Below are 21,764 nucleotides of genomic sequence, written 5' to 3'. Positions count from 1 at the left end.
CATGGACCGGAACCGCAACCCGATTAACCGACCTATTCGTCGCCACTGGATGGTGGCAACGTTCGCCGTTTTAAACTTGATGTTGGCGGAATCCATATTCGCGGGCGGTTACGTCGATGGCCGTGTAGCGCTTGAACCGGCTACCGCCATTAATACCGGTGCCATATCGGTCTCCCCAACTTTCAATAACGATCAGTTCAATGACAAGATACTGGTCGGCACAGTCAATAACGATCAAGTCAAGACGCCATCGACGGCGGACCCGGTGTCAACGGTCTCCGGCAACAATTACCACGACGAAACCGATATTCAGATTCGCGGGCGCAATGCGCTTAACTACTTGTTCACCCGCACCTATAACAGCGCGCCCAGTGCTACGACGGTTGATCGTGGACTGGGTTTCGGTTGGGTGCATTCCTACGGCATGCGTCTGGAATCCAACGATTTCGGGATTTGTCCCAATTGCAACAGCATACAGAAATCGGAAAACGCCAACAATAAAACCTCGTCGATCACCTATACCGACGAACGCGGCGGCGAGCAGAACTTTTTGGTTAATGAAACCAGTTATGCAGTGACCACCCCCAAAGGCGTCTACGACACATTGACCTTGGACAGCGCCGCGGGTCAGCACACGCTGACCTTCAGAAACGGCACTAAATACACCTTTGAGACGGTTAGCGGTAATTTAAAAACCACGCCCAACCTCACTGCTCGTTTGAAATTCATCGATAATTCTTGGGGCGACCGTTTGACCCTGACTTATGATGCCAACGGGCGACTGTCCACGGTGACCGATAATTTGGGTATTAGCGGTCGTAGCGGTCTGGTGTTCACCTATTATGCCGACAATCATCTCAAAGACATTACCGATTGGACGGGACGTCAATGGCGTTATAACTTTAGCGGCAGCGATCTGACCGGCAAAACCAACCCCCTGAACCAAGTCGTCAGCTATACCTATCAAGCCGGGCATTTGCTGCACGAGATTGTTCAGCCGCTGCAACGCAACAGCCAGACCGTCAAAACCACCTTCAATTACTACCAAAACGGTCGGGCCTTCAATTACCACAATGCGTTGAACCACACGGAAACCCTGGACTACGACCTCTACCGCAAAACCACCCGCGTCACCGACCCACGCGGCGGCATCCGCCGCTACAGTTATGATGCTGACGGCCGGATGACCAAACTGGAAGAAGCCGACGGCGGTTTATTGCTGTTCGAAAACCAAAGCGACGGTATTCGCAATAAAAAGTATGACGCGCTGGGTTATGCCACGCAATACAGCTACCGGCTCGACAAAGCCTTGAGCGGTGCCTCCGACACCGGCGGCAACGTTTCCCGCGAGCAAGACGCCTTAAATCAAACCGTCGACACGACTTACGGTCCTTACGATCAAGTAGCCACGGTCAAGGACAAGCGCGGCACCGTCATCACCACCAGTTTTTATACCAGCACGGCCGGCTGCGCCTTGAACGGTAAGCCGCAAGCGCTGACCCTGTCTACGCTGAACGGCCAAGCCAACGTCAAACTGCACGATTATTGCTGGAATGCCGACGGCACTCTGGCGACGCTGACCGAGTATCTGATACCCGGCAACACCGTCCGCAAACGGGTTACCGCCTACACTTACGAGGCGGGCAGTAACGGCTTGAAGCTGGCTGATACCAATGTCACCGGGTCCGGGCAGACCCTGCATACCCACTTCACCTATGACAGTCTGGGCCGGAAACAAACCGAAACATTCTATCGTCGGACTTCGCCGACCAACGCCACATTGTTGGCATTAACCACCACCTATACCTATGACTCGCTGGACCGGCCCGTCAAGGTCACCGATCCCGAAGGCCGCATCCAGGAAACCGTGTTCGACGCCAACGGCCAAGTGGCTCAGGAAAAGACTTGGTATCCCACCAGCGTAGCCAAAGTGGGCTGTGCGGCTCCCAGCGGCGGCTACGTCATCTGTACTGACGCCACCCATCAGTACGATGCCGCCGACCGCCGCATCGCTACCACCGATGTGTTCGGCAAAACCAGCCAATTCGGTTACGATGAAGCCGGCAATCTAAGCAGCCAGATCGATGCTAACGGCCATTCCACAAAATACGAATACGACGCGATGAATCGTAAAACGGCGGCCATCGACGGCAACGGCCATCGCACTGAAACGAAATACAATCTACGGGGCGAAGCGATTGCCGTCACCAACGACAACGGCGAAACCGTCAAAAGCGAGTACGACGCCGTCGGTCGCTTGACCAAGGTCGTCGATCCTTTGGGCTTCGAGACCAGTTTTTCTTACGACGCCAACGGCAACCAAACCTGCCTCATCGACGCCAATGCGATCAGCAATGTCGGCGACCCCGGCCATCAACCCCTCAACGCCGACGGCTGCAGCGAAAGCCGGCAATATGACGAGTTAAATCGCCTCAAGCAAAGCAAGGATGCCCAAGGCAACATCACCGCCTACAGTTACGATCTGCTCGGCAACCGCCTTACAGTTACCGATGCCGAAAACCATACCACTGCCTTCCATTACGACGACCTGGGACGCTTGACCGAAACCGTCGATCCGCTCATCGAAACCCCGACCGACAAGACCCAGCTGTCCGTCTACGACGAAGCCGGCAACCTGATCGAGACCACCGACCGCAAGGGCCAGGTTAGCCGGCACACCTACGACCGTCTGAACCGTCTGACCCAAACCGATCATTTAATCGACAGCAGTCAGGAAGTCTATACCTACGACCTATTTGGCGATCTGATCCAAAGCCAAAACGCCGATGTCACCTATACGTATACCTACACCGCCAAACACCAGCTCAAAAGCAAAACCGACAGCCGCTCCAGCAAAACCCTAAGTTGGGCTTACGACCCGGTCGGTAATATAGACACCAAAACCGACTACCAGGGTGACATCACCGACTACCAGTACGACAATGCCAATCGTCTGGTGGCCGAGACCAACCCTGCATACCTGCAAGTCAGTTACCATTACGACGGCGCGGGCCGGTTACTGGACCGCATCCTCAGTAACGGCGCCCAAACCCGCTACGGCTGGGACGCAGCGGGCCGCTTGACGCAACTGAAAAATACCACGCTTACCGGCCAGCTGGTTAACGATACGAGCTACACGCGTGACCGGCTCGGCAACATTTTGACTCAGATCGACCATAACGCCAGCGGCCAAGTCACGGGTACCACTACCTTCGGCTACGACCCGGCATATCGTTTGCTCAGCGCCGACTACCCCGGTACCGCCAACGATGAAAGCTTCAGCTACGACAAGGTCGGCAACCGCAAGACCTATACAAAGGCCGGCAGCGTCAAATATTACAACGTCGATGCCGCCAACCAGCTCAAAGACATCCGCACCGGCAGCCCAACAGGTACCGTCTTCGAAAGCTACCAATACGATGCCAACGGCAGCCTCACCAACGTCAGCGGCAACCGCAGCCTAACTTTAACTTGGGACGCCAACAACCGCGTCAAACAAATCAACACCAGCCAATACCGCTACGATCCATCCGGCTACCGCATCCAAAAAGCCGCCAGCCTGACCAGCCGTTACTACCTGGAAGGCGAACACCTGGAAGCCATTTACGAGAGTAACGGCGCGTTACGCGACCAATACCTGCGCGGCACGGTGATCGACGAAGTGGTCAACGGCTACCACCGCGACGCCAACAACAGGATGGTCAACAGTACCTACCACCACGACGCCTTGCAATCTGTGTTGGGGCAAAGTGCCCACGACGGCCAAATCCAGGCCACCCAAAGCTACACCGCCTTCGGCGGCAACCTAAGCTCAACCGGTACCAGCAACGCCGCGCAGAAATATACCGGCCGGGAAGCCGATGGGGAGAGCGGGTTTTATTATTATCGGGCCAGGTATTATGATCCCAATACTGGGCGGTTTATCTCGGAAGACCCGAAGGGGTTTGCGGCTGGAATTAATTTCTATGCCTATGTCGATAACAACCCGGTTAACGCCAATGATCCAACGGGATTGGACCTAATTTCCAATATCGTTTCAGGACTTGCAAAATTAGGTGGCCGATTAGGATCTGCTGAAACCAGGGCGCTGAACAAAGCGATTGCGGATGAATATCTCGCTACTGGTGACTGGGTGCTGAAAAGTGGGGGCGGCAAAGCAGAAGTTTTAATTCCCAATCCTGCTACTGGAGGCGCTAAAGGTGGAGCCTATGGCGATATTGTGCTAAAAAATATTCAAACAGGAAAAGAGCTGATCATTAACACCGTGACTACGCGCGCCGATGGTATTACGCCAGTAGCCAGAGAAATTGCGGCAGGTGTTAAAATTCAAAATCTTCGTCCGGATAGCGAATTTCAAATGGTTTCAAAAGTCACCGGCGGCGTTATCGGTGCCACAGCAGCGGGCAGTGCCAACGCCAGTAGCGGTATTTTCGGGACAGGAATTACGTGGAATGATGTCGGCAATTTTGTGATTGATTTTCTAACGCCAGGTGGTGTGGGCTCGGTTGGAGCTGGCAGCGACATTGTTCCCAATACAAGTTCCATCAATTGGAATTCTTCCAATTTTTGGAGCTCATCAGCCAATGGTGGCTTCGTGCTCTACCCAAACAAAGCCAATACCAATATGATGCGATCTGTGTATTCAAAGTAAAGGTAATCAAGTAATGTCTAGGGGTCATTCCATCTATCATTTTGCAACAAAAAATGATTATGCTCTTGTCATATCGGATATTTCATCGCAATTTGACCTGAAATATGTTGTGGATGAATGGCGGCTTGAACCGGATTTTCCAGTTTATAAATCGCCTTTAGAAGTACCTGATTTTGATTTTTGTAAATGGCCAAGTTCTTGTGAGACTAGGTTTTTCGTATTGCCAGTTAACGCTGAGCTGCCATTCAAATTTTGGGATAAACGGCAAACTCCCGAAAAGTACGGGTTTATGCCCTCTCAGATTGGTGACCCTCCAAACTACGACTTTGTATTTTTGGACCCTTGCGGCTTTCACAAAAGCGAAGAGTGGGGAGAAGGCTTTATTAAGGGATGCCTGTCCACGAATTCCATGCATCCGGATTCTCTTGCGATCTTCAACGCCTTCAAAAAATCAATCCGTAAGCGTTTCGAGCATATCGGTATTAATTATGTCGGGCCGGAGGCAGCGAAATACCTAGATTCTGGCGGACGCTTGGTACAAGACCTCAGATCGCCGCGAGAGCAAAATCTTAGACGACCCGACGAATCTGAACTGGGGAAATCTTTGCGAAAAAACGATCCAGAAAAGTTTGCTGCCGCCTTACCCTCATCAATTGATCTTAATACTCGTGATGGTTATGGATGGTCTTTGATCGAAATGGCTGTATTGCATGGAAGTGACAAAATAGTAAGGTACTTGCTGACACAAGGCGTTGAATTAGGACAGGCACCTGAATTGGCACAGAGATATTCAGCATTATCAAAGGAATATCAGAAGTCGTTTGAGCTTTTGAAATAACTCGATAAGGCTTATAGGATGCCAGCATCGAGTCCACCAAAAGCCTGGACGTCTTGAACACGACATGGAAGGTAACGCTATTGTTTTCATGCAACCTCCCTTCTGAGGCTAGTCGCCTATATGGCCGACATGAGAGGTTGCAATTCATACTATTCGTAGCCTGCTACGCGCTACTCGACTACGCCTATTTTAAGATTCCAGTCGGCCTGTTTGCCAATGTCATCTACTACCACGGCGTGGTGGCAATTTGCGCCGATCTGGTCAACTGGCTGGCTCCGTTGGAGCATGTATCGGCCAAGCAGAATCATTTGCTTTCGGCCAAGGCCGATCTGGAGATCGTGCGTGGCTGTGACGGTGCCGGTGTGTTGTTTTTGGTGGTGTCCGCCGTTCTGGTGTTTCCGTGCGGATTAAAGCGGAAACTGCTCGGTTTATTGCTGGGCATCGGTTTGATTTATAGCCTCAATCTACTGCGTATCTTTGCGTTGTATTTCGTCATCGCTTACCAACCCGGCTGGTTTCAGCTGATTCATACCTATGTGGCACCGACCTTAATGGTGGTGTTGGGGTGTTTTTATTTTGCCTGGTGGGCGTTCGGTTCAACGAATCAAAGTCATGAACCGGCGTGAGCTGTTTGTTCTGACCATGAAAGGTCTGCTGGCCTGGCTAGTGTTGTCCGGCTTGGTTTTGTATTTTGGGGAATGGCTGGCAAAAGGGCTGTTCCCGCTGCTTAAGGCGGTCATGATCTCAATGGCTCCCGACCTATCATCAAGCTTAAACTTACTGAAATCAGTGCAATCTCAATTGGATTATTCGATTGAGTTGTCGGCCTGGGTGCTTAGGCCTGTTTACTTGAACGCCAATCATTTCATTCCGCCTGGCACCGAGTTGAAATCATCCGCCCATTTGCTGCATAGCTTTGTGCCGCTAGTGATTGAAGGTTCGATTCTGCTGGTTTGGCCGGTGCAAGGCTGGCGGCAGCGATTATTGTTGGTCGGTTTGGGTTTGTTGGCTGCAGTTCTGGTGGTTATGGCCACTTTGCCGGCACAGCTATTAGGCAAATTAGAAATATCGTTTCAAGACATCGCCGAGTCAGGCAGTAGTCCTCGTGCTATTCCGTGGTATGTGGACTGGATGGTGTTTTGCGAATTGGGCGGTCGTTGGCTGCTCGGGATCGCGGCCGCTTGGTTGTCTATTCAAATACAGCGTGGATTGTTGCGAGTCTGATGTGCCATGTACTGACGACTGCGCTATTCCCTTGGTCTAAATTGACCTTGTGACAATTTTCTGATGATTTGAAATCAAGCGTGAGCCGCGCTAATTTTTGCCAACATCGAATTTCCGGTGCGATTTTTGTCACTAAATATTAATTTCATACCTTTTGCATGTCATACTATAAATGACGGTTTAAGTGACAATTTTGGCGCAGTAAAGAATATTCTTTAGCCCTGTCACTTAATCGAACGTATAAGTGACAAGGCGGAATGATGTTAATTGGTTACATGCGGGTTTCAAAAGCAGACGGTTCTCAGGCATGCGATTTGCAGCGTGATGCGTTAATGCTGGCCGGTGTCGATTCAAAGCACCTTTATGAAGATCATGCATCGGGAAAACGAGAAGACCGCCCCGGTTTAGCTGCCTGTCTCAAGGCATTGCGTGAAGGAGACACTTTACTGGTGTGGAAACTTGATCGACTGGGACGTGATCTCCGACATTTGATTAACACGGTACATGATCTAACCATTAGAGGTGTTGGTCTCAAGGTTTTAACCGGCCACGGCGCTGCTATTGACACGACAACCGCTGCCGGCAAGCTGGTCTTTGGCATTTTTGCCGCGCTGTCTGAGTTTGAGCGTGAATTGATTTCAGAAAGAACTGTAGCCGGTTTGGCGTCAGCCCGAGCACGCGGTAGGAAAGGCGGTAGACCCTTTAAGATGACGCCTGCCAAACTACGGCTGGCTATGGCGGCGATGGGGCAGCCGGAAACAACGGTAGGAAATCTCTGTAAGGAACTGAGCATTACCCGGCAAACATTGTATCGACATGTTTCACCCAAGGGAGAACTGCGGCCGGATGGGGTAAAGTTGCTGGCCAGTGGTTAGAAGACGTTTAATCTGGTGATATCGCAAGGCCAGCGCCAACCATTATAGGTAAAGTTAAATCATATGCCTGTCGGCTTTCTGCCCAACGAACAGCGTGAAAATTATGGCCGCTTTACCGCGACTTTATCAGGTGATGACTTGGCCCGTTACTTTCATCTTGATGACGCTGCTCATGCGCTGATCGCCAAAAAGCGCGGTGATCACAACCGGTTTGGTTTCGCCGCTCAACTTTGCACCGTTCGCTACTTGGGTACTTTCCTGGACGACCCGCTGGATATACCCGTTCCGGTCATGCAAACGCTAGCCAAGCAACTGGGCCTTACGATCACGGATAGTCTGCGGGCGTACAGCCTCGGTGAACAGCGATTGCAACATGCGACAGAAATCCGTACTTGTTATGGCTATGTCGAAATTACCGAGCCTCAAGTCGGTTTTCGTCTCACTCGCTGGTTATATTCTTTGTGCTGGACGGGTACTGACCGGCCTAGTGTGCTGTTCGAGCGAACAACTACCTGGCTGGTAACGCATAAGGTTTTGCTGCCAGGCTATAGTACCCTCGAACGTTACATCGCCCGTCTGCGCAGTCGGGTGGAGAAGCGACTATGGCAATCGCTGTGCCGTGGCATCAGTAGTGGACAGCAAGCAGGGCTTGAAAAGCTTTTGCTGATAGCAGACGGCAATCGTAATTCACAATTGGATCGCTTGCGGACTGGGCCGGTGATGATTAGCGGCCCATCGCTGATACAAGCTTTGCTTCGACTACATTCGGTACGCCAACTTGGCATTAAATTGTCAGTGGCTCACATTCCGACGACGCGCTTGGCGGCCTTGGCCAGATACGCGAGTACCGCCAAAGTAAGTGCAATATTGCGTTTGCCGCATCAGCGCCGACTGGCTACACTGGTTGCCTTTGTGCATTGCTTGGAGGCCACTGCGCAAGACGATGCGCTGGAAGTATTGGAAGCGCTACTACGCGACCTGTTTAATGCCGCCATCAAAGCCGATAAAAAAGCGCGGCTTCGCACGCTGAAAGACCTCGATAAAGCGGCTGCAACCTTAGCCGGCGCCTGCCAAATTCTGTTGGATACGGGGCTCCCCGATGTTGAGCTGCGTTCCCAATTGTTTGAGAGAATTCCGCGTGACGCACTGACGCAAGCCGTTGATGGTGTGATTGCCCTAATTCGGCCCGCTGACGACGTGTATTATCATGAGTTTGATGCCAAGTACAAAACGGTGCGTCGGTTTTTGCCCGCACTGCTTGAGCATATCCGCTTCGGGGCAAACTCTGATGGCGAGCCAGTCGTAGCCGCTTTTGATTGGCTACGCACCAATATCACCCTGAAGAAACCCGGAAACGATGCGCCGCTCGAATTGGCTGACAAGTCGTGGCAAAAACATGTGCAGGGCGATGATGATTCATTCGATTTACACGCCTACACCTTTTGTGTGCTGGAGAAATTACAAACCGCATTACGCCGGCGGGACGTGTTCGTTGCGCCCAGTTGGCGTTATGCCGATCCGCGTGCCGGTCTGCTTAAAGGCGAAGAATGGGAAACTACGCGGCCACTGATCTGCCGAACGCTCGGATTATCCGCTGCCCCAGAGCCTACGCTCACGGCCATAACCAACGAGCTGGATATTACTTACCGAGCCGTTGCCGCCAGACTGCCTGACAATCAAGCAGTGCGATTCGATACGATTGGCGACAAACAAGAACTGGTACTCAGTCCACTGGACAAATTGGACGAACCGGCCTCGCTGACCGCGCTACGCGATAAAGTTGCCAATATGTTGCCGCGAGTTGAGCTGCCGGAGCTCATGCTGGAGATTGCCGCACGCACGAATTTCACCGATGCTTTTACCCATGTCTCGGAACGCTCGGCACGTGCCACCGATCTCCATGTCAGTTTGTGCGCGGTGTTGATGGCCGAAGCCTGTAATACCGGATTGGAGCCATTGATTCGAGGGGATGTAACGGCGCTTAAACGTGACCGGTTATCCTGGGTCGACCAGAACTACATTCGTGACGACACCTTAACCGCAGCCAACGCCACACTGGTCGCGGCACAAAGCCGCCTTACGTTGGCGAATGTCTGGGGTGGCGGCGAGGTAGCCTCAGCGGATGGCATGCGTTTCGTTGTCCCTGTGCGTACTGTTCATGCCGGCCCCAACCCAAAATACTATGGTACCGGTCGCGGTGTGACTTGGTACAATCTACTATCGAACCAGTTTTCCGGACTGAATGCCATCCTGGTGCCGGGTACGCTACGGGACAGCTTAATCTTATTAGCGGTGGTGCTTGAGCAGCAAACCGATCTACAACCGACGCAGATCATGACTGACACCGGTGCATACAGCGACGTGGTGTTTGGCCTGTTTCGCCTGCTCGGTTACCGATTCTGTCCGCGTTTAGCCGATGTCGGCGGCACCCGCTTTTGGCGGATTGATCCCAAAGCTGACTACGGTTTACTCAATTCGATCTCAAAGCATCAACTCAGTTTGAAGAAAATAACGCCACATTGGGACGATATGTTACGGTTGGCGGGCTCGCTTAAGCTGGGCAGAGTTCCCGCCTCCGGCATCATGCGTACACTTCAAGTAGGCGATAGGCCAACTCGATTGGCCCAGGCTATTGCCGAATTCGGGCGTATTGAGAAGACGCTTCACACCTTAATGTATATTGATGACGAGGCCATGCGCCGGAGTACTCTGACCCAGCTAAATCGAGGAGAAGGTCGTCACAGCGTAGCCCGTGCAGTTTTCCACGGCAAACGCGGCGAGTTACGTCAACATTATCGGGAAGGCCAAGAAGATCAATTGGGGGCTCTCGGCCTTGTGCTGAATATGATTGTGTTATGGAACACCATTTATATGGAGGCCGCATTGAACCAACTTCGAATGGAAGGTTATCCGGTTAGTGACGAAGATGTCAGCCGATTGTCGCCTTTACAGCATGAACATATCAACATGTTTGGACGGTATTCGTTTTCGGTACCGGAATCGGTCGCGAACGGAGAGCTAAGACCATTACGCGATCAAGAGGGCAAAGATAACTGAAGGTGGTTAGCGCTGCTTGCAGCAAAATCGATGCTTACAATTTCGAATGCGGCCACCCCAAAGGCGCATCATGATAAGCGCTAACCCGGTTTTCCGTTCCACTGCGCCTCAAACCCCATGATCGGCAAATATCAGGACCATCTGCCGCTCTATCGCCTGGAGCAAATCGCCGCCCGTGACAACCTCATCTTGTCCCGGTCAACCTTGGCCGACTGGGTCGGACGCGTCGGTGTGGCGCTACAACCCTTGGTAGATCGTCTGACTGGGCACCTACTGCAAGGCAATACCTTGCATGCCGACGAAACGCCGGTGGCGCAACTCGACCCCGGCAGCGGCAAAACCAAGAAAGCTTATCTCTGGGCCTATCGCAGCAACGATCTGGCGGATGCCGGACCGCGACTCATCGTCTTCGACTACCAAAAGGGCCGAGGCGGCGAACATGCTCGTCAGTTTCTGGGCACCTGGAAAGGTCACCTGATGGTCGATGACTATGTCGGCTACAAAGCCCTGTTCGCGAACACGGGCAACGGCGAAGCTTGCATCGAGCTGGCTTGTCTGGCCCATGCGCGCCGAAAGTTCTTCGATTTACATCAAGCCAATCAAAGTCCCATGGCCTTTGAAGTCTTGCAGCGCATCGGTGCGCTCTATGCCATCGAAGCCGAAGGCAAAGAAATGAGCATCGAAGCCCGTCGGCAATTGCGTGTGGAAAAGAGTCTGCCACAACTGCGAGCCTTCCATGACTGGCTCATGAAAACCCGTATCGGCACCGCCCACGGCGGTGCGTCTGCCAAAGCCTTGGACTACACTTTAAAACGTTGGCCAGCGTTGATCCGCTATGCGGAAACAGGGCATCTGCCCATCGACAATAACCCGGTGGAAAACTGCATCCGACCCATTGCGCTGGGCAAAAAGAACTGGCTATTTACCGGTTCCGAACGTGCTGGGCAACGTGCCGCCGCTATTCAAACCTTACTCGGTACTGCCAAGCTTAATGGTCTAAACCCGGTAGCATGGTTAAAGGAGACGTTGGAAAAACTGCCGATCTGGCCCAATAGCCGCATTGATGAATTGCTACCTTTGACACCGGAGCAAATCGACGCCATTAAACAGACTTTGCCTGAAAGGGCAAAGTGGTAGGGTCACTCGCTTACCTTTATCGCGCAGCGTCCAGCGACCGAAGGGAGCGAGGTTGAGCGCCATGTTGGGCCACTGATGGCTGAAACAATGAGAGAGCTCAAGAGCGCTAGGCGGCAACGCCGAAGATGCCGTACACATAGGCCCTACTTCTTGGGCAGCGAGGAAACGAATTGAAGAGCGGCAGCTATGAGTTTGCTGCGCATCTCGTCGTTTCCGAAAGCGCGCGAATCGGCGCGAACCCAGCCAGCCATGTGTTTCCCGCGAGAGACCATGGGCTCAATGCCTGGGACGGCGAGAGCCCAATCGTCGTTACCCTTTCCCAACCGCAAAAGCATTCCGTCATCACGTGCTCCACAGAGCAGATTTCCCCAAAGTAGCCAAGCCCAGCCGCCAAACATTGCTTTGTCCGTGATGCCAGGTGTCGTTCTGAGATCGTCGAAGACTATCTCTTCAAGTCCTTTGTCTCGAGCCACGGTTGCTCAATTTACTTTGGGGTGCGATTGGGTACCGCCTTTGGTGCAGGGGCCCAGCGTAAAGAAAGGTAACAGGCCTTGTGCGGCCTTTCGTGCGAGGTCCATGTGACTGCCGGGTTAGCCCTCGGGCGGCTCTGAACTATCTGTGCCGTCATTGGGGGTTGAACACGACAGAGGTTGACAGTTCACTTTCGGTGGGCATCTGGAACTGCGTTTCCATGAAGTCAAACATGGCGGGCGTTACTTCAAAAGAAAACGAATCACCTTTGCTGACATTTCGAGAGAGAACACGATTTCTCCGAATCTCAAGGGGCGTAGTTACAAAGTGGGTGCGCACGGAAAGACTCTTAGCTTGGGCCAGAGCAACAAACCTGGACCTGTCGGCGACCTTCATGAATCCGAGGTCTAGGACCACGTTTCCGCCACGTTGCGCCACATCTGACGCCACCGCCCAGATTCTTTGCTCGCAACGTTGGACGCGCTCCATTATCCAGGCGATGTTTATCGGATTTGGTAAATCCGGGGCGTACAACTCGCCTATCCAATCGTCAATTGAAAAACGCACGCCTTGCTCTTGATCGGCAAGCGTACTTGAATAGGTTGTCTTACCAGCACCTTGCTGGCCAAAGACTATGTGAACCGTTGCCATGATGAATTCTTCTTAAAGAGTGCAGTGAGATAAGTCTGGGGCGAGATGGCTAACGCTGTGCATAAGCCGAGAGCAAAAGCACCTCGCTTTTGCGAATCGGGCGACCGAAGGGAGCGAACTTGATGCACTTGTTGGACGAAGCCGCTAACGCGGAGAAAAAAGCAAGCCTTGTCGCAGTGAAAAACTGTGAATGTATAAACGACCCAAAGTGAGGGCAATCACAAAAACCGGGGCTTAAATACCCAGCCATCAGTCCGCTGAAATCAATTGAAGCATGTATTTGCATATTGCTTACGTTAGCCCTTCAATTTACACTGACCCGCATGAAAATCACCCAAAAACGCACATTATTCAACTCATTGATTTTCATAAGAATACATCTGGAAAAAGATATTTTCTAAATATCGTAGTCTCAACATCTTGTCAAGAAACATTTCCCATATTAAATGACCGCTATTTTGTAATCCGGGCTTGTCCAACAAACGGTTCAGATTGTGGTTCGCGTTGCTCACACAATCTAACCTTATTCGTTATGCCTCATTTTGTTTTACGCTCCATCGCGGCTCTGGATTCATTGAGAAGTCTTCAGGATAACGCAATACCAATATTGCTGGGTTTCGCTCGTATACCCGGATGACGCGATACAGAAGCATGCCAGCAAGAAGAGCTGTATGTGATTGAGTGCCGTTGATTTTCAACTTTGACCAAGCAACGTTGGCTGCGGCGGTACCCTTGATCTCTATTCGCTGGACTTGACCATTTGATGTGATTTCGAGATCACAGTCTTCCACTTTTTCTCGGAATGAGCACAGTGGGTCTATAGATCTGAAATGGAATTTTGTTAGCTCTACGGCTCTATTGCCTACGGTTGAGCTCTTTACTGTTGGCGGAAACAGGGTGTTAAGACGCTGAAACTCAGATTCTGGGATATTAATTTCCAGTCGTTCCACGACTCGTCTCCTGTGAGGCATAACAAGGAATTAGATGGTTAACAACATATCTACCGCTAAATTTACATCGACGCAATAAAGCATTGATCTGCATTTGTTTTTTCCTTTCGTCTATCATCGGAACCAAGTAACAGTGGTTGGTTAAGGCCAAATCTGAACCATTGAATCAGATGGAGCGTTCGACCGCAAGGGTTGGACTTTACTCAGTGACCAGCCACCACTATCCCGCAATTAAGCCTTTGTACGCGACTAGAGTTTTATGTTTTCACCAGTCCAGCACTGACTGCGCCGCATTCATATACTCCATACTCCCAAAAACGTTTTCCCGGCTTGGCCGGGCCGCGCCAGCCGTTGGCGCGCAGTTGTTGGGCAATCAGGTAATTCATCAGGCCGTGACCGACCAGCAAGACGTTGCCATGCGCTTCCGCCAAGCCGATCAGCCGGTTTGCGGCCTGTAGCGCCCGGCACTTGGCAACTGCATAAGCTTCGCCGTTTTGCCCAAAACCGGCCAACCAGAGCAATCGACAAACCATCACCCACGCCGTAATGGGTAGTGCAATCAAACCGCTGTCGAAATGCGGCAGCGCCGATTCGCGAAACAAGCTATCCGCCACATGCAATTGGCCAAACCCCAACGCATGGGCCGATTCGACCGAGCGCGGCAAATCGCTGCATACCACGTAGCTGAGATGGCGCAGTTCCGCCAAGATTTCCGGCGGTGGCCGGTCGACGATGCCGGATGCGTCGTAGGCCTTGGCGATAGCGGCCAAATCCTTGCCGCGAGCCATGCCCGACAGTTGGACAGCCGGTTTGCCGTGTCTTAACAGGATGATTTGCATGTCAGGTTTGCGCGACGCTGTAACAGGAATCGCCTATCTTGGCGGCGAAAAATTTCAAAGCGCTCAATACGGCGTGCCGTCCTTGCGGGCGAAGCGGAAGCTATTGTCGACAAAGGCAGCCTGCAAGTCGTCGTCCGGGTAGACGACTTGGTCACCCGCGCTGCGGTCGCCGATTTCCAGATACAGGACATCACTCGTTGATTCGTTGACTAACCGGTGGGCATCGCCGCTGCCGGCTTTAAAACCGGCACACATGCCGGGCGACAAAGGCGTGGGGCCGACATCGGTGTAAAGGGTTGGGCAGCCTTGCAAGATGTAGATGAACTCGTCCTGCTGGCTATGTGCATGGCGCAACGCGGAAATCGCGCCGGGTTCCAATTTGGTTAGATTGACGCCGAAGTTTTGCAGGCCGAATAATTCGCCTAACGCCCGCTTTTCCCGGCCTGCCAGCCGGGCGCCATGCAGGTCCAAAATGGCTTGCGGATACAAGGATTTTCTTGCGCGTGGCGGCACTTGCTCCGCTACGACGGCAATTGGGGGCGCTGATTCAGTCATTGGGAATGATCCTAAGAGTTAAAAAATGCAAGATTAGTCGACAAACGGCGCGCAGATAAAATCGATGCCGCCGTAATCGCAACCGCACTGGCTCAACAGCGCGGTGATTTGGCCGCGATGGTGAGTTTTGTGGTTCAACAAGGTAGTCAGCATGGTAGCCACGGCCAACACTTTATCTTGCCCGGTGGACAGACTGCGAAAGGCGAAGCGCCGTTGCAAATCGTCGGCTTGCAAGCCTTGAATCCAATCCAGCAAAGTCTGGTCGCAATCGGCTTACGCTGCCCGCAGTTCAGCGAAGTCGGTGTAGAGCTCCAAATCCAAGCGCTGATACGGCACCGGCCGACCTTGCAACCGCGCCAGCCAGACGCGATCACCCAGCAGCAGATGGTTCCAGGTGCCGTGTATGGAATGAAAAAATACGCTCCTATCCTGTTTGCGTTCGGCATCCGCCAAGGTAGCGCAAGCGTCGTACAGACGCTGGTTGACCCACTGGCTGTAACGCGCCAGCAACAGCAAATTTTCCAACAAATTCATGAGATGCCTCCGCACTCTTGGTCTATGGTTCGCCGAAAGGCCTGTTGCAAGCTTTGAAATACCGGGCCGGGGCAACCAGGCATTGATCGGCAGTCGATACTGGCGACCGGAATCAGTTCCGCGCCGGTGCCTGTCAAGAAACATTCGTCGGCAGCATACAGGTCGTACACGCCCAAGGGCTGCTCCCTGGTTTCGATGCCGTTGTCCCGCGCCAACTGTAGCACCAATACGCGGGTGATACCTTCCAACGCGCCCTCGCTGCAAGGCGGCGTCAGTAAGCAGCCGTCGCGGACGATGAAGACATTGTCGGCGGTGCCTTCGGCGACCCGGCCTTGGGCGTTGAGCAGGATTGCTTCGTCGGCGCCGGCATGGTTGGCTTCGATCTTGGCCAGGATGTGGTTCAAATAATTCAGGCTTTTGATGCGCGGATCCAGGCCGTCGGCCGGCAAGCGGCGTATCGAGGACACGATTAGCCTCGCACCGGCCTGTTGTTCGTCAAGGGCTATCATCGTCAACTGGTCGGCAATGGCGATGACATTGGGCTGCGAACAGCTTTTGGGATTCAAGCCCAGCGCTCCGGCGCCGCGTGTGACCATTAAACGGATATAGCCGTCGTCGTCGGCAAACGCTTCGATCAGCCGTCCGATGACGGTTGTTAATTCGTCGGTAGAGAGGGGTATTTCCAGCGCAATCGCCCGCGCCGACAGCTGCAGTCGCTGCAAATGCCGTTGCAGACGGAAGGCACGGCGCTTGTAAAAGCGTATGCCTTCGAACACGCCGTCGCCGTACAGCAGTCCGTGGTCGTTGACCGGAATGAAAGCTTGTTCGGCGGGCATCAGTTCACCGTTCAACCAACACATTGAGAGGGGTTTCATCGATTTCTCCTGAAAAATAAATTTTGTTTTTACGATTTTCGGCTGATCACAACACAAGCCAGAACCGCCAACGCGGTTGCCAATTGTTCAATCTCGACGCTTTCGCCGATCAACGCCGAACCCGCCGCCATGCTTAGAAACGGCTGCAGCAATTGCAGTTGGCCGATCCGCGCGGTACCGCCCAGCGCCAAACCGCGATACCAGGCAAAAAATGCCAGATACATGCTGACCACACTGACGTAGGCGAAGCCCAACAGACTAGGCCAGCCGACCAGCTCGAAGCGCGGCGGCGCGGTTTGCACCACCCACGGCAGCAACAGCGGTGCACTTATCAATAAGGCCCAGCTGATGGTTTGCCAAGCGCCGAGCTGTTTGGCCAACCGCGCACCTTCGGCATAACCGTAGGCCACGCAGGCAATCGCCGCCAGTAAATACAGATCGGCTTGCTGCAAACCTGCCACACCGGACCGGTAAACGAAGATCAGGATCGCGGAGCTACCCAATGCCGTTGCCAGCCAGAATCGCCATGCCGGCCGATCACCCGACAACAGCACGCCGAAACCGGCGGTCAACAACGGCGTCAGCCCTACCACCACGGCACCATGCACTGCAGAAACGTGTTGCAACGCCAACGCCGACAACAGAGGAAAGCAGATCACCACCCCGCTGGCGGTTGCGGCCAACCTGAGCCATTGGCTGCCTTTGGGCAAGCGACCGCCTCGCCACCACAACGCCAATGCCGCCAACAACGAAGCGGCGACCGCTCGGCCCAGGCCGACGAATACCGGATCGAGTTCCGCCACCGCCAGCCGGGTCGCCGGCAATGTCAAGCTGAAACCGAGGATGCCCGCGCAGCCGAACCAATAACCGCGCGTCAGCTCGGAAGGCTGGGGAAGCGTCGTAGGGTTTCGGCCGCCAACGGCAAACTTGGCGCGGTTCAACAAGCGGAATTTCATAGTCTTGCCCTGTTTGATTGGAGGGGCTACTTTAGACTATGATCAGACTATCGATACAGATGCAAATTCTGTAAATTACATCGATACAATTTTGACTGATGATAAATTGTATCGATACCTAAACGCCGGAACTGTATTGCAACTGCCATGAATCTTCGTTACGAAAACCTCGCCGAACATTTACTCAACGCCATCGCGCAGAATCTGTACCGACCAGGGGCACGCCTGCCCAGCGTTCGTCAGCTCAGTCAGCAACATCAGGTCAGCACCGCAACGGCAGTCAGCGCATTGCGGCTTTTGGAGGACCAGGGTCATCTCGATGCTCGCCAGCGCTCGGGTTATTACGTCAGGTCGCGTCCGCGCAGTTCGCTGCAGGAGCCGGCAATTTCGGCGCCGCCGCGCGAACCGTCATTGGTGACGGGTCAGGAATTGGTGTTGCGTTTGGTCAAGGCCGCCAACGATCCGAGAATCGTGCAGTTGGGCGCAGCGGTGCCGGCGGCGTCGTTTTTGCCGACGCAAAAAATGGCCCAGCTGTCGGCCAACGTGGCCCGCCACTACAGCAAACGCATTGCCAATTACGAGTTTCCGCCGGGCGCGCCGGAATTACGCCGGCAAATCGCCCGCCGTATGTCGGAACAAGGCTGCCCGGTCGATCCCAACGACATTCTGATCACCAACGGCTGCCAGGAAGCGATGACGCTGGCTTTGAAAGCGGTCACCCGACCGGGCGACATCGTCGCCATCGAATCGCCGACTTTTTACGGACTACTACAGATCATCGAATCGTTATCGCTACGCGCGATCGAAATTCCGACCCATCCGCGCGACGGCATCGCGCTGGACGCGCTGCAACTGGCCTGCGAGCAATGGCCGATCAAGGCTTGTATCGCGGTTCCCAACTACAGCAATCCTCTGGGCTATTGCATGAGCGATGCCCGCAAGCGCGCCTTGGTGGATCTGGTCAACCGCTACCGGATCGCGCTGATCGAAGACGACATCTACGGCGACCTAGGTTTCGGCCCGCAACGGCCGTCGATGGCGAAAAGCTGGGATAGCGAGGGACGAGTGTTGTATTGCTCGTCTTTTTCCAAATCGCTGTGTCCCGGTTTGCGGGTGGGTTGGCTGGTGGCCGGGCCGTACCTGGAACAAACCGAATACCTGAAATACGTCGGCAATCTGGCGACGCCGACCCATGCGCAATTGACGGTCGCGGAAATGCTGGCCAAGGGCGGCTACGAACGCCATCTGCGCCAGGCACGCAACCAATATCGGCAAGCGGTGGAAACAATGACGGCGGCCATCGGCGTTTATTTCCCGTCTGGCACTCGTGTTACCCAACCGGAGGGCGGCTTCGTAATCTGGGTGGAGCTGCCGGAAACTGTCGATGCGACGGCGTTGAGCCGGCGGGCGTTAACGCAAGGTATCAGCATCGCGCCCGGCCCGATGTTCTCGGCAACACAAAAATACCGCAATTTCATCCGCCTGAATTGCGCGGTGGATTGGGACGAGCGAGTCAATCAGGCGTTGGTCAAATTGGGACAAATGGTCGACGATGAATAGTCCGGATTGTAATTCCCAAATGCCCTGAGTCATCCAAAATCAAGCCTTCGAGTCAATACAGCTCAGCTAGCCAACGAGCGGTTTTATCAAATTGAAGTAACACCTCATTGTCGATTTTGGTCAAGCCCCAGAAGCCATTCAGGGCTTTGTGTCGCTATTGACTATATAGCGCCATTTAATTTGTCACTACACTAAAAGTCGCGCCATAAAAATGCTCTTGGTGGCACACATAATCCTCAGCTCCATCCGCCCTCCCAAGTCATCACATTCCTTCCGATCATAAGATCAAGTAAAAAAGCAGGAGGATCGGCGAAAAACAGCTAAAAGAGAGGTTTTTCGAACATATAGAATTTCTGGCAACGTCTTAAACTCGCTTCAAAACCATAACGGTGAGCTAGCGATGTTAATTATTCACATAAAAAAACAGGGGGTTAAGCACCCTGGCGTTTCAATCCAAAACCCTATTAAGCATTTTTGGATTGGATTGTTCAGTGGCCTTTGCCTCATCAGCCAACCCATGGAATCAATGGCTGCTGATTCCATTCAAGCGAATGGCAACAGCCAACAGTCCCTGGCATCAAACACTAAATTTCAAAACACGCAGTGGGGACAAGTTGCCCGTAGACATCGCATTGATCCCTATATTCTGTATGCCGTTGCGCTCATGGAGTCGCGGAAAAACGGTGAACAGAATCGTGTCATGCCCTGGCCCTGGGCCATCAATAACGCTGGCAACTCCTTTATTCCTAACAGTCAGCAGGAGGCAGAAGTTTTACTCAATCAAATGCTGGACCAAGGTAAGCGCAATATCGACGTCGGCATCATGCAAGTGAATCTGCGATGGCATGGCCACCGCGTTGCGAAACCCGAACAACTCTTGATCCCGAGCATCAATATCGAAATCGGCGCTAGCGTACTCTCAGAGGCCATCCAATCGGCGCCAGACAATCTCGCTCATGGAATCGGCCGATATTACAGTTGGCAAAACGAGCCAGCAGCCATCCAGTACGGGCAAAAAGTGATTGCCCTGGCGAATCAAATCCGAGCAATTCTTTAGTCAATCGAGGATTGCAGAATGGATGAAAACCTTTACAAACTCAATCTCGACTACCTCATCGTCGCTCAAGCCTTAATTTTTTCCGAAAGCGAACAGAAAGCAATGTTCTGCCTGGGCTTAACGGCAGACGCGGTTTCATTGCTCAGAAAGATGCCGCTCGAACGACTGAAGAGCCTGGCACGAAACGATTGCCTGACCTTTGTTCCCCGTTTCAACTCTCACAAATGGAGCGAATTCCTAAACACCACAAAAGCCGAAGTCCCGGATGTACTCGATGCACGGGCCATCGATCTCCTGATGCTTTTGTCCACCCACCCTCCCGAGTCATGAGCAACCATTGCGCCTATGCTACTCGGCTTAAAGATCAGTATTGGGCCTATCAATTACTGAAGCGAAAGCTTCGTACGGTATTGGCATGCCGGGCCATCAAAACCCTGCGCCCCAAAGAATTGTGCAACCTTTATTTTTCCTTGCACCGAGAAAGCCCGGTATCGGGGCTAGTCCCAAGTATTACGGCGATGCCGCAGGCACGCGAATCGTTTCTGTACATGGCCCTATTTGCTTCAATCTATCGAAGCGCTTGTCCGGGTGATATCAGATCGGAAATAGACCTGAACGCTATGATTTTTGCCTGGGATACTTTTTGTGCATTCTATACAAACCATATTCAAGAACGTCGACCGTTTGGCCGCATAAGGCCTGCAAATTTCGATGAAGCCTGGATTATCACCGAAGCCCTGAAAGACGGACTTGCAGTACTACCTTACTGTACGACCTGCCATACGCCCTATTTGGTTATTCATGGCTGTAAATACCAACAGGTCTGCCAAATGTGCGTGCTAAACCAGATGCGTAAATCCAAATACCTCATTGGCTAATTGATTCTTTCCAAGAATCTTGGGATAGTAGCCACTAGAATTCAGGATCAGCCGAATATTCGAAGTGGAGTCCACCAATGGCGACATTCTCATCCCAATTAAGCCGAAAAGACACTTCCAAACCCTCAGTCTTTGCCGGACATCATGCTACCGTGATTTGCAACGAATGTAGCCGATCCATGGTGCCTAGAGTAGTCGTTTACTATGGCAGACCAACCAAGTCGGTTTGCCCTTTCTGTGGCGCGACGTTTGCGCGGTTTCCGAGTGGATTACAGCAATTTTTACAACGGTTTTCCCAAAAAATTGTTTCATTCGCTGCGTTTAAACGAATAGCTTTGGTAGCCGCTGGCTTTGGTTTGATTTGGCTTCTTGCAACGATGGAAATACTGCCTAGCGAGATGGAAGCCCTTGGGATTTTCGGTAGCATCATTTTCAGCGCTTTCGGCCTAACTGAACTTTTTTATCAAACTATCGAATTCATTGCGGAACAGTTATCGCACAACAGTAGCTATTATTGGTCGGCTATAGCTTTGATCGCAATTCTGATTCAGTATGTTAGAGATGATCTAACTCGTTACGTCGTGATGGCTTCCTTCCTGATGATAGTTCGATGGATACTAGCCGGTTTTGCAGCCGCTAGAAATTATTCTCAGTAA

19 protein-coding genes and 2 pseudogenes are annotated in these 21,764 nt (G+C 52.7%); 12 read left to right on the top strand and 9 right to left on the bottom strand.

From position 1 onward, the window contains the following. The first annotated feature begins 1 nt into the window (after nucleotide 1). The 7 genes and pseudogenes from METH11B_RS0102240 to tnpC all read left to right on the top strand — a co-directional run. Complete coding sequence (locus tag METH11B_RS0102240) at nucleotides 2-4,651, top strand: RHS repeat-associated core domain-containing protein (RefSeq protein ID WP_081733733.1); 4,650 nt, start codon at nucleotides 2-4, stop codon at nucleotides 4,649-4,651. Between the two features lie 13 nt (nucleotides 4,652-4,664). Continuing rightward, the gene (locus METH11B_RS0102235) at nucleotides 4,665-5,489 is read left to right on the top strand and encodes a hypothetical protein (protein ID WP_026600590.1); all 825 of its coding nucleotides are present in this window, start codon (nucleotides 4,665-4,667) and stop codon (nucleotides 5,487-5,489) included. A gap of 137 nt (nucleotides 5,490-5,626) precedes the next feature. Continuing rightward, the gene (xrtM, locus tag METH11B_RS0102230) at nucleotides 5,627-6,115 is read left to right on the top strand and encodes an exosortase family protein XrtM (RefSeq protein ID WP_026600589.1); all 489 of its coding nucleotides are present in this window, start codon (nucleotides 5,627-5,629) and stop codon (nucleotides 6,113-6,115) included. Then, nucleotides 6,102-6,713: a hypothetical protein gene (locus METH11B_RS0102225; RefSeq protein ID WP_026600588.1), complete on the top strand. Its 612-nt coding sequence runs from the start codon at nucleotides 6,102-6,104 to the stop codon at nucleotides 6,711-6,713. Before xrtM ends, METH11B_RS0102225 begins: the two co-directional genes overlap by 14 nt. Before the next feature lie 257 nt (nucleotides 6,714-6,970). Next, nucleotides 6,971-7,588, top strand: a complete 618-nt coding sequence (locus METH11B_RS0102220; protein WP_442919020.1) for a recombinase family protein — start codon at nucleotides 6,971-6,973, stop codon at nucleotides 7,586-7,588. 63 nt (nucleotides 7,589-7,651) lie between these two features. Continuing rightward, entirely contained in the window at nucleotides 7,652-10,645 is a 2,994-nt protein-coding gene (locus METH11B_RS0102215; protein WP_026600586.1) for a Tn3 family transposase, read from the top strand. A gap of 120 nt (nucleotides 10,646-10,765) precedes the next feature. After that, nucleotides 10,766-11,782 (top strand): annotated as a pseudogene (gene tnpC / locus METH11B_RS0102210) (IS66 family transposase); the annotation flags it as partial. Between the two features lie 143 nt (nucleotides 11,783-11,925). Here tnpC and METH11B_RS30090 read toward each other — a convergent pair. The 9 genes and pseudogenes from METH11B_RS30090 to METH11B_RS0102165 form a co-directional block, all read right to left on the bottom strand. Next, nucleotides 11,926-12,255 carry a TfoX/Sxy family protein gene (locus METH11B_RS30090; protein WP_026600584.1) on the bottom strand — a complete coding sequence of 110 codons (330 nt, stop codon included), beginning with the start codon at nucleotides 12,253-12,255 and terminating at the stop codon, nucleotides 11,926-11,928. 151 nt (nucleotides 12,256-12,406) lie between these two features. Further along, the gene (locus METH11B_RS0102200; protein WP_026600583.1) at nucleotides 12,407-12,904 is read right to left on the bottom strand and encodes an AAA family ATPase; all 498 of its coding nucleotides are present in this window, start codon (nucleotides 12,902-12,904) and stop codon (nucleotides 12,407-12,409) included. A gap of 530 nt (nucleotides 12,905-13,434) precedes the next feature. After that, nucleotides 13,435-13,854, bottom strand: a complete 420-nt coding sequence (locus METH11B_RS0102195) for a hypothetical protein (protein ID WP_026600582.1) — start codon at nucleotides 13,852-13,854, stop codon at nucleotides 13,435-13,437. A gap of 257 nt (nucleotides 13,855-14,111) precedes the next feature. Further along, nucleotides 14,112-14,693, bottom strand: a complete 582-nt coding sequence (locus tag METH11B_RS0102190; RefSeq protein WP_026600581.1) for a histidine phosphatase family protein — start codon at nucleotides 14,691-14,693, stop codon at nucleotides 14,112-14,114. Between the two features lie 63 nt (nucleotides 14,694-14,756). Then, entirely contained in the window at nucleotides 14,757-15,248 is a 492-nt protein-coding gene (locus tag METH11B_RS0102185; protein WP_026600580.1) for a cupin domain-containing protein, read from the bottom strand. Next, on the bottom strand, nucleotides 15,241-15,336 hold the full coding sequence (locus tag METH11B_RS30085; protein WP_442919019.1) for a hypothetical protein: 96 nt from the start codon (nucleotides 15,334-15,336) through the stop codon (nucleotides 15,241-15,243). Before METH11B_RS30085 ends, METH11B_RS0102185 begins: the two co-directional genes overlap by 8 nt. Beyond that, nucleotides 15,318-15,782, bottom strand: a pseudogene (locus METH11B_RS29680) (DinB family protein); the annotation flags it as partial. The pseudogene METH11B_RS29680 and the gene METH11B_RS30085, both read right to left, overlap by 19 nt. Next, a complete protein-coding gene (gene ilvE, locus METH11B_RS0102170; RefSeq protein ID WP_036275549.1) occupies nucleotides 15,779-16,657 on the bottom strand; it encodes a branched-chain-amino-acid transaminase in 879 nt (292 codons plus the stop codon). The pseudogene METH11B_RS29680 and the gene ilvE, both read right to left, overlap by 4 nt. 29 nt (nucleotides 16,658-16,686) lie before the next feature. Further along, a complete protein-coding gene (locus METH11B_RS0102165) occupies nucleotides 16,687-17,613 on the bottom strand; it encodes a DMT family transporter (protein ID WP_026600576.1) in 927 nt (308 codons plus the stop codon). Between the two features lie 147 nt (nucleotides 17,614-17,760). Here METH11B_RS0102165 and METH11B_RS0102160 point away from each other — a divergent pair, with 147 nt between their 5' ends. The 5 genes from METH11B_RS0102160 to METH11B_RS28985 all read left to right on the top strand — a co-directional run bounded on the left by METH11B_RS0102160 (nucleotide 17,761) and on the right by METH11B_RS28985 (nucleotide 21,764). Continuing rightward, nucleotides 17,761-19,173 (top strand): aminotransferase-like domain-containing protein, encoded by a 1,413-nt coding sequence (locus METH11B_RS0102160; protein ID WP_026600575.1) that lies wholly within the window; start codon nucleotides 17,761-17,763, stop codon nucleotides 19,171-19,173. A gap of 400 nt (nucleotides 19,174-19,573) precedes the next feature. Continuing rightward, complete coding sequence (locus tag METH11B_RS0102155; RefSeq protein WP_026600574.1) at nucleotides 19,574-20,230, top strand: transglycosylase SLT domain-containing protein; 657 nt, start codon at nucleotides 19,574-19,576, stop codon at nucleotides 20,228-20,230. An 18-nt stretch (nucleotides 20,231-20,248) separates the two neighbouring features. After that, complete coding sequence (locus METH11B_RS0102150; protein WP_026600573.1) at nucleotides 20,249-20,560, top strand: flagellar transcriptional regulator FlhD; 312 nt, start codon at nucleotides 20,249-20,251, stop codon at nucleotides 20,558-20,560. Further along, nucleotides 20,557-21,108: a FlhC family transcriptional regulator gene (locus METH11B_RS0102145; RefSeq protein WP_026600572.1), complete on the top strand. Its 552-nt coding sequence runs from the start codon at nucleotides 20,557-20,559 to the stop codon at nucleotides 21,106-21,108. Before METH11B_RS0102150 ends, METH11B_RS0102145 begins: the two co-directional genes overlap by 4 nt. 77 nt (nucleotides 21,109-21,185) lie before the next feature. Next, nucleotides 21,186-21,764: a hypothetical protein gene (locus METH11B_RS28985; RefSeq protein WP_036275547.1), complete on the top strand. Its 579-nt coding sequence runs from the start codon at nucleotides 21,186-21,188 to the stop codon at nucleotides 21,762-21,764.

The sequence above is a fragment of the Methylomonas sp. 11b genome (assembly GCF_000515215.1).
GTDB lineage: Bacteria > Pseudomonadota > Gammaproteobacteria > Methylococcales > Methylomonadaceae > Methylomonas.
The sequence above is the reverse complement of the archived record's forward strand: the minus strand, read 5'-3'. Positions and strand labels throughout refer to the sequence as shown.